This window comes from Paraburkholderia sp. GAS334, assembly GCF_050436625.1.
Classification (GTDB): Bacteria; Pseudomonadota; Gammaproteobacteria; order Burkholderiales; family Burkholderiaceae; genus Paraburkholderia.
In genome coordinates this window covers 37,601-50,651 of record NZ_JBNDMO010000026.1, presented here as the reverse complement: position 1 = coordinate 50,651, position 13,051 = coordinate 37,601, and the positions used below count along the sequence as shown (strand labels likewise).

Genomic DNA, 13,051 nt, shown 5'->3' with positions numbered 1-13,051 from the left:
TTGGACGGCCCCACGTAAAAATCCGCGACCCATCGGGTGCTGAAATCTCCGCTCCAAACCTCAACGCTGCTACGTAGGGGTAGGGGTAACATCGGCTGAAAATCCACACTGGCGAAGCCTGAAAATCTTGCGGATTTAAGCGGTTTAGAGGGCGCGGGCGCAAAGATCGCGAAAAATTTCGCAAAAATTGGCCCAAAAAAATCGCGCCAAAAAGATAACCATGAACTGTCGACCCTTGCCGACAAAGGCGCCAGTCTGAGAGGGTCGTACAGGGTTACCAATCTGGTAACCGTTCCTGATTCGGTAACACCAGTTGCCGAAAGAGCAACCGTTGCTGAAACGGCAACCCTTCCGATACCGTTTCGAAACCCTTTGGTAACCCATGGGTTTGCCGCGGGTTTCGTGAATCTCCGGAGCGTCACCGTGCGTCACAGGTGCGTCAAGGTGCGTCACGCGACAAGTAACGTTACGGTAACGATGCCGGCGTTACTGTCGAGTCTATCGACGGCCTCTGACAGAGCTTGTCACCAAGGACACAAGCGCTTCGTCCCAAGGACGTCCCCCGGATGTCCCGAGGACAGTCCTAACTCGGGACTAGTCCCAAATCGGGACGCCAACGGTACCGAAAACGGAACCGTCCCAAATCTGGGACCGTTTCTGAGTCGATGCAACGAGGATGCATCAAGGAATGCTTGTAGGATGCTTCAAGCAGGAGGCGCCCAAATTAGGGGGCGATCGGGGGCGGCTTCGGTAAGCGCGTCACCTACAATGTAACCATGGTCGCAACCAAAAAGGAGGCTGCCATGACTCAGTCAGTGATTAGCTTTGTGGTAGGCCTAGCGATCGTGCTGGCCGTCGCGTTCGTGTTTGCGCGACGTTACATGCGTGCGCACCCGGCGGAGAGTATGGCTCAGTGGCTCGATGCGCATCACATGGGTTGGATGCACCACAAGCATTGATGGCGCACCCAAAAGCCATTTAAATGTTTGGCGGGTTCTTTGGCGGGTAGAAATGAACACGGGCCCCGAAGGGCCCGTGGTTACTACTCTCCTGGCGGAGGCGGAGGCGCTTAAGGCAGCCCTGGAGCAGCGGATGGCGCAGTGCTCACTTGCCTTGCATCCGCAGAAGACGAACGTCGTCTACTGTCGCGATGACAATCGGCGGGAGCGCTTTAGCGTTCATCAGTTTGACTTCCTGGGCTTCTGCTTCCGACCGCGGTTCGCAAGATCTCGCGCCGGTACGGTGTTCGTGAGCTTCCTGCCTGCGATCAGCCAAACAGCGGCCAAAGCCATTCGCCAGACAGTGCGTCGATGGCGACTGCATTGCCGACACACCGTGGACTTGACGGACCTGGCGCAGGAGATCAACCCTGTGCTCAAAGGGTGGCTGAAATATTATGGCCGCTTCTATCGTTCGGCGTTGTACGCGGTGTTCGATTCGTTGGATCAGTACCTGGTAAGGTGGGTACGCAGGAAATACAAGCGCCTAAAGGATAAAGTGAGTCGGGCACGGGAACTGGTGGTCAAGATACGACATCAGCGGCCGGGCCTGTTTGCTCACTGGATTCTGGCGCAACACGGTGGGCAATAGGAGCCGGATGAATCGAGAGATTCACGTCCGGTTCTGCGAGGGCCTGTGGGTGCAATTCCCGTGGGCTACTCACCTAAGAGTGTGTGTTGCTTCGGTTCGCTACCGGCGTGAGGCCATACGAACTGGCCCTCGTTCAGCCGTCGCGCTGCCAGCCAGATGCCGATGCCGTCGTGAACCAGCACCTTCAGGCGATTGGCCCGCCGGTTGGCAAAGAGGTAGGCATGGTACGGATGCGCAGCGCCGAACACTGTGACCACCCGCGCCAGTGCCGTATCGAAGCCCGCACGCATGTCCACTGGCTCAACTGCCAGCCACGCCTCATCAATGCGGATCACGCGAGCCACTCGCGCAGCCACGCGGCGCATTGTGCTGCCTCTGATGTCGGCCAGCTAACCGTGATCGACTGACCTCCACGGAGAACCTCAATGCGGATCTCGGGCGAGTGCGGACCCGGCGTTCCCAATGCCACTGGCACAAAGGCTGGCCGCGACGGTGGCGTGGCTGGTGGGCGGCCCAACGGCCTCCAGGGAAGTCGACCTTCTGCCTGATCGATCCAGCGCTGCAGCAAATTCGCATTGAGCCTGTGTTCCAGCGCGACCGCCGCAACCGATACGCCGATTCCCCGACAGGCCGCCACCACCTGGGCCTTGAACTCCTCACTGTAGCGTTGCCGACGACGACGCTCTGGGAGCGATTCCGATTCGATAGCGTTCACGTGTCCGCTTATTCGTTAAGTGGACACGATACTCCCAAGCGCCACAGCCAGACTCAAGATGGGTTCGCCGGCCGCTTACATTGAATCTCGCTCTGACGCGTGAGTACAGGCAGCGCGGTGGAAGGCGCGAGCCGCAGCAACTCACGGTAGAAAATTCCCATAAACGGTTTCCAGCGCACGATGCAGGCGCTGCATTTTTGGACGGGGCCGGTAACGAGCGATGTTACGATGGCATGCATCCGGCGTAGCGTTGCACACGCTGCGCCTGGACGAATATCGCTCGACATACCCGAGAGGAGGGAAAAGTGGCGCTTAAGATGAGACTGCGCTCTGAGGAAACAATCACCCTCGAATATCTGTCCGGCGACGAATGGCGCGCCCTCGGCACGATAAACTCGTGCGACCTCGAACTGGACGTCAATTCAGTTAAGTGCATACCCGACTGCAAAAAGAGAAACGATACGGTTTCGACGGTCGAAGCGCCCAAGATCCGACGGTGGCGCATTCGCATCGTTCGGTGCGCAATGGCTGCTGCGGTCGCGCCCCTGGCCGTGCTCCCAATGGCAATGCTACTGATCCTCGGCCTGTTGTATGCCATGGTTTCGGGCATAGGCACCTTTTTGCCGTTGCGCGCAGCGAGAACGATCGTATGGGCAGCGCTCAACGCGGTATTCTCGGTTCTCGTCGCTGTCGAGGACGCCATATGGGGCGACCTGGCTTGAGCGAGGCACGCTCTGAAATCACAAGAATCAACGAACAGCGTGTCGGGGGAACGTTGTTCGTTGACGCTCGCAAACCACTTGTTTTACGGCTTTTCGAACGTAACGAACCGTCGCTGATGCGGTAAATAATCGACATGGTCGACAACGGTCAAGCCGCAAAGCTCTGCTAACTCCTGGATTTCATCGAGATTGAATCTGAAGCCGCAAGACGCGTGTTGCGGGTCTAGTTCGGATTTTGCTGGATGAATTACACCTTGTTCAATTTCCGGGTTGGGTTCATAAAAATCTGCAGAAATAATACCTCCTGATTTCAGGAAAAATGCACCCATACGTAACACTACAATGGAATTTTCGAAATTCTGGTGAATAAAAAATTCACGGCCGACCATTGTGTCGAAACTCCCCTCAAGGGCGGCAAGCTCGTCATGCCTCGATACGTGAATGTACTGACAATTGGAAGGCGAGGTGCCACGAGCCACCGCCAGTGCAAACTGCGAATAATCGATCCCTACGTAGCGGGTTGAGATTGCGCCAAGTTGCTTTCCAAGCCATCCGCATCCACATCCGATTTCCACGACTGCTTTACCGACGAGATGATTGCCATCGATCCAGATGCGCAGCGGTACGATCTCACTTCCATCAATGGTCCGCATCATCGTGGTATTAAATATCGACTTTGCAGTCTTGCCTCCTAAATCGTCGATGAGTTCAAGATCGCGATACTCGACAAGATGTTGATACCGGCTTTCGGTTGAGAAATAATGCATCCACTCTCGATCCCACCGATCAACCTGAGCCACCGAAACTGTAGGAAATACCGCACGTTCGAGTACCGACATGAATATGCCTCCCGGAAGTTCAGAGATAACGCCATAACAGTTGCCGAACGCCGAAACGGCGCCGGCAGGGCCCTAGTAATTCCGCTTCACATCCCGCCCGGACATCTTCGCCGCTGGCGACATTATCCTCCGATCGGTTGCAAAGACGCGTCACGATAGTTAGACGTCCCATGCCGGCCGCCGACAACGTTAACCTTTTACAACGGCTTCCCGCCCGGGACTATCGGCTAAGGTTTTTAGGTTTCAACGGTGGTGCCGTGGGAAATCATGCACAGCTGATATTCGCCAAAGGTAATACACGTATCCTTTTGGATCCGACGACGAGCATTATTGCAAAAGCGGATTACAACGAGTTGCTTGGCGGCACTCCCATTGCGCCCATTCACGTGATGAGTTTTGTCGCGGCGGATTCTCCAGATATCGTCAAATTCAGAGAAACAGTCGCTAACGCCTTGCTACAAGGAAAATACAAACCTTCTGATGCGCTTTATTTCTTCCAGAATCTCGATGATTTTGTAGCGGCGGCCAAGAGATTTCATCAATACGCCAATGGAAATCGTAAAATCGAGGCGGGGCCGGGCGCAGTACCATTGGCCAATGAGTGGAAGAAACAATAACAACACTATTGAGACACCGTGAATTAAATCCCTATTTTAAGCTTCATAAAGGCGCCCCACATGGCGTTGCTTTGTGGCAACCGTAATTCACGCCTGCCAGCGCGCCGATGGCCGAGATTCTACTCGCGTCAGTCAAACCCCGGATGCACGCCAGCTGCGCGAACGGGCGCGATTTCCACTACGGATCGTCCAATCGATAACTTCGCTGAGACAATCTGACGCGTCGCGCCGCAGCCTAGCCCCAGAGAACCGCTGCAATCGTGCGAAGCATCCCGTGGTCCCAATAGCCTCGACGGAAAATCCGCCACGCTCGTCCGCAAAGGCCTTGATGTTCGAGACGAATGTAGTCCGTCAAGACCTTCTGTGATCGCGGCGTGAGATGCGCCCCAATTCGGCTTAGCAGTGCTTCGGCCTGACGGTATCGACGGCGTACGGCTCCGCGTGCACCGGCAACCGCACCACGTTGCTGTATCGACCACGCACCGCCCGTTCCGATCGCATTATCCGAATGCTGACGATAAAGGATGGTCGGAAGGTTCACGAATTCGACAGATCCAACGCAGGACGCAACGAGCGCAAACCACCAGTCATGGAGTACAGCCCCCGATGGAAGCGGAGTCGCAAGATCGACGAGCGCACGGTTCGACAACATCGCGCACCCCGTCACTACATTGCGCATCAATAGCCGCTCCAGTCTTGTGCCGGCAACGGGGTCGAGGCGCATGAGGCCGACGTACGAGGGAGCAATTTCGCCAAGTGTCACGTCGACGACTCGCAGATCTGTATGCACAAGAACCGGCATGCTCGCGCCATGAAGATGCTCGATCTCGAGCATTCGCTTCAACGTAACATCGAGCTTTTCAGGAAGCCAGAAGTCGTCCTGATCCGCGAAGGCCACATATGGCGCAGTGCACACCCTGGTAGCGGCGTTGAAATTTCCGGCAGCGCCGAGACGTCCGTCAACGTCCTCGACGATCGTGACCTTGGTGGGAAAGCGGGCGGCGAAGGCGTCGATGATCGAGCGCGTTGCATCTGCCGAACCATCATCCCTGACGACAAGCCGCCAGTCCGGGAACGTCTGCGCGTTGATGGACTCCAGCATTTCAGGCAGATAGCGCGCACCGTTCCATGTTGCGAGGGCAATGTCTATTACTGCGGGCCCAGGAGCCGAACTCATTGCCCCCTCCGTTCTTCAAATGCGCGGCGCTCCTCCCCGCGCGTTGCGCAGACATCCTGAAGCAGGCTCGCGTAGCGCTCCATCTGCTCTCCACGTTCGTACGAACGAATTTTGTCCGGCCTCGGCTTCAGCGAATCCAGCAACCGTCCTTCAGCCAGTTCCTTCAGCATGGCGCGAATGGCAGCGGTATCGTCCGGTGCGATGGCCCACCCTGCCTGAGTTTCATTAATGATGGCCTCCGCCGCGGTGCCCTTCGTCAGCGCCAGAATCGGGCGACCAGATCCCAGGTATTCAAAAAGTTTGCCAGTCGCGATACTCCGCTGCCCGGAGGCGGTTACGAGCAGTAATACGTCTGCCTGACGCTGAATGACGAGCGATTCTGCCCGGGAAACAAGTCCATGCATCACCACGTTGCCCTTGTCGACAAGCGGTTTGAGCGCACTCACTTCCTGCCGGGTGTATTCGCCGTAGAAGTGGAACAATAGCCGGCCACCGCCGTTGTCGTCATGAAGGCTTGTCATCGCATCCAGCAGCGAATCGATGTGCGTGCCCGCACGAGATCGCGCAAGGCGTCCAGTGTGAACGACGTTGATTCGGTCGGTTCGAAAGGCGGCAGGCCGAGGCCCTGTCGATCGCTGATTATCGTCTGCTTCGAATCCGTTCGCGATCGTCTCCACTCGCGCCGCTCGCCGGCCTCGATAGTAATCGGAGATGGGATCGGAGACCGTCACGATAGCCGACGCGTTCTCGATGATCTCGCGCTCGAGCCGATCGATATGTCGGGCCAACGACGCCGATTTCAGCAGGCCGGGATCAAGCGGCTCGAAGAGCAACCCATCGCGAAAGTCGACCACCAACGGGATTGCATGGCGACGACAGACCGCTAACGCCAGTTCAATCGTTTCGAGCGGTGGGAACGTAGCGATCACGACATCTGGTCGCGAAGTCTGAATCAGCGATTTCGAGCGGCGAATTGCGTTGCGCTTCCATAGCGTATGCCGGAGTCCCGTCGCGCCAAACAGACGCGACCCTCGCTGCAGCAAGCGGTAAAGAACAAAGAGCGGCCACGGCACGCCACGGCGTGTGACATCAAACACGCGCACTACATTGTCGAGACGCTCGGTTGCGGTTCCCCTGTTTCCCGTTCCGTGAGTTAGCAGCGTTACATCTACCCCGTGTTGAGGCAAATGCCGCTTCATCGAGACTACACGCTGAACGCCCCCGTTATTCTCGGGCAGATAGTGATATGCAATGACCAGCGCATTTAGCCGGGCGGCGGCGACGGCCGTGCAATCTTCGTCAATCGACGAGGTATCTGACGTGTCCTTCATACGGCAACGCTATACCTTGACTGCGAAGCGCTGAACCCACGCGCCGAAGCTGACAAGGCGCCAGGTGGCATAGCTGAACGGAACGCGTCCGGCGATCATGTCTTCGAGCAGCGGGCGCGCAGCGGGCGTGATAGCGCCTCCCGAGACCTGCACGGCCTCATCAATCGCTTGCCTGAAGTGCTGGGGCGCCTGTTCGCGCAGCCAGACCTCCTCCGGGGTGACAAAGCCCATTTTGTCCATTCGCATGCGCACGCCTTCAGGCAGGATGCCGCGCATCCCTTCGCGCATGACCCGCTTTGTCACACCGCGCGAGAGCTTGTAGTCATCCGGTAGCCCCAACGCGAACTCCACCAGGCGGTAATCGAGAAAAGGCAGCCGCGCTTCGACACCGTGCGCCATCGAATTGCGATCCTCCCAATGAAGCAACATCGGTAGGTTCGACCGCACGAGTTGCTCGGTCGACATGGCAAGTACCGAATCGTGCGAGCCGCCATCGATAAACGGATTGCCCGCGCTCGCCCCCAACCGTTCAAGCGACAGCCATGGCGGCGCATTGTGGATTGCACCGCCCGCGCGCCGGGCCAGATTCTTTACACCTCGCGGCAATAGCGATTTCACAATCTGCTTCGCTGCGAATAGCTCGCCGTAACCATGTCTCGGCCCGGAAGCGCGTATTTCACGAAACAGTTCCAGCCAACGCCCCGAGCGAAACAACGACGCGAAGCGCGGAGCAAAAAAACTGTGGTAACCCGCGAGTTGCTCGTCCGCGCCCTGGCCGTCCAGCATGACTTTGCTGCCTTGAGCAGAAGCTAGCGCGAAAACATTCCACTGGGCAAAAATGCTGGTCGACCCAAAAGGCTCGTCCTGATGCCAGGTCAGATCGGGAAGGCTCGGAAACAGGTCCTGCAGCGCAGGATAGGTGCGATGCGACACGACACCCGTTTGCGTGACAACCTGCTCGATATAGTCGCTTTCGTCGTATTTACTGATTGTCGAACAGGCCGAGAACGTGTGCTGCTGGTTCGCCGCTCCGGCATGTTCAAGTTGCCGGTTCATCAGGCACACAATCGAAGACGAGTCCAGGCCGCCGGACAGGCAAGATCCGACCCGGACGTCCGCTCGAAGCCGCAGCCGCACTGCATCTTCGAGCAAATCCCGAAGACGATTCGACGCAGCTGCAAAATCACCATCGAATTCGGCCGCCTTGAGCTCATACCACTGAGTCTGGGCGATGCGCCCGCCGGAGCGCAGATGCTTGCCCAGCGTGCCGGCGCCCGGCGTCAGATCGATCAGCACGTAATGGCCGGGCGACACCTGATGCACACCGTCGAACAGCGTATCTTCCGTGTGATCGGTGACGCCCCAGTTCAGATAGTCGTAAGCGCGTTGCCCATTCACCCGTGCCTGCCAGCCGGGCAAGTCGACGAATTGCTTTATTTCGGAACCGAACGCAAACAGATCCTCCGGCCCTTTCCAGTAATACAGCGGCTTGACACCGAACCGGTCACGCGCGAGAAAGAGGCTTTTGGCCTGCCGGTCGTACAGCGCAAATGCCCACATGCCGTTGAAGCGATCAAGACAGGCGACGCCCCAATGGTCATACGCCGCAAGAATGACTTCCGTATCCGAACGCGAGACAAAGCGATAGCCGGCTAACTCTAGTTCGGCCCGCAGTTCGATGTGGTTATAAACCTCGCCGTTGTACGTCAGGACGTACCGGTCCTTGAAAAACATCGGTTGATGTCCGGCATCAGACAGATCGACGATGGACAAGCGGCGATGGCCGAGCGCCAGCCGATCGTCGCAGAAGACCCCCTCTCCGTCCGGGCCGCGATGCGCGATCCGGTCGATCATCTTGTTCGTCAACTCACGCCTGACGTCAGGCGTTGCGCCCACGAGTCCCGCGATTCCACACATAGATATTTTTCAAGAAGGTTGATGCTGCACGGCATCCGACAAAACCTGCCCGCTGCGCTCATAACAGAGTTCCCGCGCTGCACGATCGACGTTGCTCTTCAAACGGTTGATGTCCTGCGCCGTGAGCCGCGAAAGCTTATCGGCGAGTGACTTCGGCGAAAAGTCGTCCGATACCAGCCCGAGGTCGTAGTGCTTGACCAGCCCGGCCATTTCCGGACTCGGTCCGACGGCCACCGCGATGCGTCCCTGAACGAACTCGAAGAACTTGTTAGGAAGCGCAAAGCGATTGTTAAACGACGTGGGATCGAGCAGATAGACGCCGACGTCATATTGATTGAGCGTCTTCGGCAACGATGTCATCGGCACCGCGGGCAAGAAGCGAATGCGCGAATCTTTCGTCGCCAGTGCGATAAGTCGCTGATAGTGCTTCTCGTGATGGTTTCGCATGAGGTAAAAATCAAGGCGAAAACGATCATCGAGATGACCCATCATTTCGATGAGACGATCGAGTCTGCGTGACGGATTGGCGTCACCGTGGTGTACGAGGCGCACGACGTCCGACTGCGCAGGCTGGGCCGCAAGATCGAAGAACGGCGGCGTGTTCGGCAACACCTGAACCGGCACCGCAAATTCGCGCGTGAACTCTTTCGCGATTCCGTCGGATACCGTCAGCACGGCATCCGCGTGCTGGATATAGCGGCGGCACAAATAGGTTTTGTAGCGTTGAAAGAAGAAACGCCAGAATCTGGAGTCTTCGAATTCGCGCGGCGCGTATTCATGCGCGTCGAACACCACGCGCGAACGCCCCGCCGACAATCGCAGCGCCAAAGGCAATGCCTCGATATCGTTGGCGACGATTACGTCGACTTCCGTGCTGGACAAAGCGTCAAGAGCCCCACGTACGGTTGGATGACTCCAATATACGCGCTCGAACGCGCCCAGCTTCAGGCCCGCCATCGTTGCAATTCTGGCTGGCAGCGAGCGGACGCCCGGCTGCAGCGGGACGAAAGCGACGTTCTCCGCCGCGACGGAGTCTCCGAAGCCCGCGGCCACGACCTCATGCGTCCGGGACAACAACCGGATCTGTTTGGAAACCCTCGGATCTCGCGCAAGGTGACTGAAAGATAAAACCAGCACCTTCATTGTGTTTTCCTCGACCCGTTCTTCACCGCCACCCTTGCTCCGCGTAGATGGGATGCGCGCGACGCAAAAACGCAACCCAAAAGAGAGCTATTCTACCGTGCCTTGCAAATTCACAGAAACACGCCGCGCGGTGCCGAATCGTCGCAAGGCAAACCCTTCATTGCCGGGCCTGAGCCAATTGGAGGGCGGCTAGGCGGCCGATGGACGGGAAGCGGGCCGTCTTTTACCGAGATAGCCCATGCTATCATGACCAGTTATGAAATTATTTCGTCCGGCCCTGCTCGTCCTATACCACTGCCGAGGCATGGCACAACTGCCTCTGCGCACAACGATCGAAGACCATTTGTTTTGTTGGGAGCGACATTCCAGCTTTCCCGTGATTTATCACAATTTCGCATATGGTTTCGAATGGCGCAACTTCGAGCATCTTCCGATCGCAGCAGTCATTCTTGATACCATCGCACTGAACTTGCGCTGGTCGCCCGAATACTTCGCTGAGAAGATCGCGCCTTTACGCCAGTTGCGGCGCTTCGATGGCCCGAAGATCGCAATGCCTCAAGATGAATTTGTTCACACCGATGTTCTGGCGGAGTTTCTGTCGGAGATTGGTTGCACGCACGTCTTGAGCGCCGCGTCGTCTGTCGATGCGGACAAGATTTACCGAAAGCGCCTGCCGAATGCCGTCCTGATGCAGAAGCTTACCGGCTATCTGGAACAGTCCACCTTGTCGCGGATCGAATCCATGCGGCAGGAAAACATCGCGCGCGACATCGACGTGGGGTATCGCGCGTGGCATGCCGAGCCGTGGCTTGGCGAACATGGCCTGTTAAAGCTAAAGCTGGCTCAGGAGGCCACAAAGGTAGCCGCACGCCGGCCGGACATCGCCTTCGATGTCTCCACGGACGAAAAGGCCATGTTTATGGGCGACGACTGGTACCGTTTCCTTCTTCGGTGCAAGACCACCCTCGGCGTCGAGGGCGGCGCGAGCCTGCTCGATCGGGATGGGTCCGCACTCACCCGCACACGGGCCTATCTCAGCCAACATCCGGACGCCACGTTCGAAGAAGTGCGCGATGCCTGTTTTCCCGGTCAGGACAACTCGCTCGCACTCTTTGCCTTGGGTCCGCGACATCTCGAGGCATGCGCGACACGCACATGTCAGTTGCTTGTGGAAGGTGAGTATCAGGGCGTCCTGCGCGCCGGCATCGACTATCTGCCGATCGCACGCGACTTCTCGGATCTGGAGGAAGTGTGCGAGCGCGCCCGCGATGAAGCCGAATGCAAACGGATAGCCGATAACGCCTGGCAACGGGTCGTGGGCTCCGGGCAGTACACGTATCGTGGCTTCGTCCACAGCGTGGAAAACGACATCATCGTTCCTTCGCTGCGTCGCCAGCGCGTGAGCATCGCCGACAGTTATCGGATTGCGCGTGCCATCCGGCGGCATGCAATTAGCTGGAAGTTCGCCCGGTATGAAGCGAATGAACTGCTGCCGAATCGCCTGGACTACGAACAAAGCACGGACGAACGTTGGGTTGAAGCGAGGCGCAACGCTGCCAACATCGCAGCGCGAGCGCAGATCGATATTTCGCTAACCTGATCTTCACCAAAACGGAATCGGTATTATGCAAATCATCATGCTGTCGCCAGACGCCCAGATGATCGACCGGCGCATCCTGCAGGAAGCAAGCTCTCTGCAAAGAAATGGGCATCATGTAACCGTGCTGTCAGGATTTGAATGCGCGCAGCCGGATGCATACGAGCAACCCGACGGTGTTGTCGTCAAGCGATATGCGTTCGACTGGACCGATCTGCGCAAAGTACGCACGCTCAAGCGTTGGGGCCGGCTCGGCCGGTTCGTGTGGCCTTTCCAGCGAGTGGCCGCGAAGGTCTTCGGCACGCTCACGGCGTATGAAACTTTTGTCGTCGACAAAGCGCTCGAACACGAATTCGACGTCGTTCACGTCCACGACTTTCCCATGCTAAAGGTCGCTGCGACGGTCGCGCAATTACGGCGCGTACCGCTGATTTACGATTCGCACGAGTTCTATCCCGTGCAGTCGTGCTTCACGCCGCAGCAGCAACGCAAGTTCCTTGCACTCGAGCGCGCGCTGATCAAGCGGTGCCGGCGCGTCATTACGGTCAATCCGTATATCGCCCGGATGATCGCGAAAGAGCACGATGTGACTGAACCGATGGTCATTCTCAACGCAAGCCCCTTGCCGGCAGATGACCAGCGCGACGTGGCGATCAGCCCTGATGCGAGACGCGCGGCGAGAGAGAAGTACGGCTTGCCCAAAGATGCGTTTATCTTCGTGTATCAAGGGTGGATTTCCGCGGAACGCAATCTCGAAGCAATGTTGCACGCGTTTCGCGATGTCGCCGCGCCAGCAATGCTGTTAGTGATCGGCTATGGCGAGCACGTCAAGGTCTTGCAGGCGCTCGCCGACAAGTTAGAGCTCAACGACCGGGTGATTTTCTATGGGCGCGTTGAAAGCGATCAGCTAGCCGATTTGACCGAGCTATGCGACGTCGGCGTGATCCCTTACGCGGCCGTCGACGAAATGCACCGTTACTGCAGCCCGAACAAGCTGTTTGAGTTTGTGGCGGCACGATTGCCCATCATTGCGAGCGATTTGCCTTATCTGCGGGACGTGGTCGACGGATACAAGATTGGCTGGCTGTGTGACACGACGGCGCCCGACGTGCTCGCCCGCACGATGACGGAAGCACTTACTGACTCGCAAGCAATTAACACGGCGCAACATAATTTGCTCAACGCCCGCTCCAATCTGAACTGGTCAGTGGAGGAGCGAAAGTTGCTTGAGCTTTACACCGAATTGGGGCGCAACCCAGGCGCGCAGTTGCAACCCTCGCGCAAACAGCCGCCTAACATGGCATTAATTCATAACGACACACTCGATGATTGAACCACTAACACTTATTTATCGTCACCGGCATACCTTGTACGCGACGATCCGAAACGAGATTCGCGCACGC

13 protein-coding genes are annotated in these 13,051 nt (G+C 57.5%); 6 read left to right on the top strand and 7 right to left on the bottom strand.

What is annotated here, in order from left to right; genetic code table 11:
- Positions 1-803: 803 nt before the first annotated feature.
- Positions 804-959 carry a hypothetical protein gene (locus tag P3T21_RS31260; RefSeq protein ID WP_429259813.1) on the top strand — a complete coding sequence of 52 codons (156 nt, stop codon included), beginning with the start codon at positions 804-806 and terminating at the stop codon, positions 957-959.
- Positions 960-1,035: 76 nt separating this feature from the next.
- Positions 1,036-1,590 carry a group II intron maturase-specific domain-containing protein gene (locus P3T21_RS31255; protein ID WP_429259812.1) on the top strand — a complete coding sequence of 185 codons (555 nt, stop codon included), beginning with the start codon at positions 1,036-1,038 and terminating at the stop codon, positions 1,588-1,590.
- Positions 1,591-1,655: 65 nt separating this feature from the next.
- Here P3T21_RS31255 and tnpB read toward each other — a convergent pair whose 3' ends face one another.
- Together tnpB and tnpA are read right to left on the bottom strand one after the other, a co-directional pair.
- Complete coding sequence (gene tnpB / locus P3T21_RS31250; RefSeq protein ID WP_429259811.1) at positions 1,656-1,925, bottom strand: IS66 family insertion sequence element accessory protein TnpB; 270 nt, start codon at positions 1,923-1,925, stop codon at positions 1,656-1,658.
- The gene (gene tnpA, locus P3T21_RS31245) at positions 1,922-2,305 is read right to left on the bottom strand and encodes an IS66-like element accessory protein TnpA (RefSeq protein ID WP_429259810.1); all 384 of its coding nucleotides are present in this window, start codon (positions 2,303-2,305) and stop codon (positions 1,922-1,924) included. The genes tnpB and tnpA overlap by 4 nt, the downstream gene beginning before the upstream one ends.
- A 305-nt stretch (positions 2,306-2,610) precedes the next feature.
- On the opposite strand from tnpA, the gene P3T21_RS31240 reads away from it, so the two are divergent.
- Positions 2,611-3,027, top strand: coding sequence for a hypothetical protein (locus tag P3T21_RS31240; protein WP_429259809.1), 417 nt, complete (start codon positions 2,611-2,613; stop codon positions 3,025-3,027).
- 83 nt (positions 3,028-3,110) lie between these two features.
- Here P3T21_RS31240 and P3T21_RS31235 read toward each other — a convergent pair whose 3' ends face one another.
- Entirely contained in the window at positions 3,111-3,866 is a 756-nt protein-coding gene (locus tag P3T21_RS31235) for a class I SAM-dependent methyltransferase (protein ID WP_429259808.1), read from the bottom strand.
- A 170-nt stretch (positions 3,867-4,036) separates the two neighbouring features.
- Between P3T21_RS31235 and P3T21_RS31230 the strand changes: the two genes are divergently transcribed.
- Complete coding sequence (locus P3T21_RS31230) at positions 4,037-4,483, top strand: hypothetical protein (protein ID WP_429259807.1); 447 nt, start codon at positions 4,037-4,039, stop codon at positions 4,481-4,483.
- Between the two features lie 235 nt (positions 4,484-4,718).
- Here the strand turns inward: P3T21_RS31230 and P3T21_RS31225 are convergent, their stop codons facing one another.
- From P3T21_RS31225 to P3T21_RS31210, 4 genes are read right to left on the bottom strand one after another with little or no spacing between them, the layout of a single operon-like run.
- Positions 4,719-5,660: a glycosyltransferase family 2 protein gene (locus P3T21_RS31225; protein WP_429259806.1), complete on the bottom strand. Its 942-nt coding sequence runs from the start codon at positions 5,658-5,660 to the stop codon at positions 4,719-4,721.
- The gene (locus P3T21_RS31220) at positions 5,657-6,991 is read right to left on the bottom strand and encodes a glycosyltransferase family 4 protein (RefSeq protein WP_429259805.1); all 1,335 of its coding nucleotides are present in this window, start codon (positions 6,989-6,991) and stop codon (positions 5,657-5,659) included. The genes P3T21_RS31225 and P3T21_RS31220 overlap by 4 nt, the downstream gene beginning before the upstream one ends.
- Before the next feature lie 9 nt (positions 6,992-7,000).
- Positions 7,001-8,908, bottom strand: coding sequence for an asparagine synthase (glutamine-hydrolyzing) (gene asnB / locus P3T21_RS31215; protein WP_429259804.1), 1,908 nt, complete (start codon positions 8,906-8,908; stop codon positions 7,001-7,003).
- A 9-nt stretch (positions 8,909-8,917) separates the two neighbouring features.
- Positions 8,918-9,982 (bottom strand): glycosyltransferase, encoded by a 1,065-nt coding sequence (locus P3T21_RS31210; protein ID WP_429259803.1) that lies wholly within the window; start codon positions 9,980-9,982, stop codon positions 8,918-8,920.
- 445 nt (positions 9,983-10,427) lie between these two features.
- Between P3T21_RS31210 and P3T21_RS31205 the strand changes: the two genes are divergently transcribed.
- Both P3T21_RS31205 and P3T21_RS31200 read left to right on the top strand, forming a co-directional pair.
- Positions 10,428-11,651 carry a hypothetical protein gene (locus P3T21_RS31205; protein ID WP_429259802.1) on the top strand — a complete coding sequence of 408 codons (1,224 nt, stop codon included), beginning with the start codon at positions 10,428-10,430 and terminating at the stop codon, positions 11,649-11,651.
- A gap of 25 nt (positions 11,652-11,676) precedes the next feature.
- The gene (locus tag P3T21_RS31200) at positions 11,677-12,981 is read left to right on the top strand and encodes a glycosyltransferase family 4 protein (RefSeq protein WP_429259801.1); all 1,305 of its coding nucleotides are present in this window, start codon (positions 11,677-11,679) and stop codon (positions 12,979-12,981) included.
- The last annotated feature ends 70 nt before the right edge of the window (positions 12,982-13,051 follow it).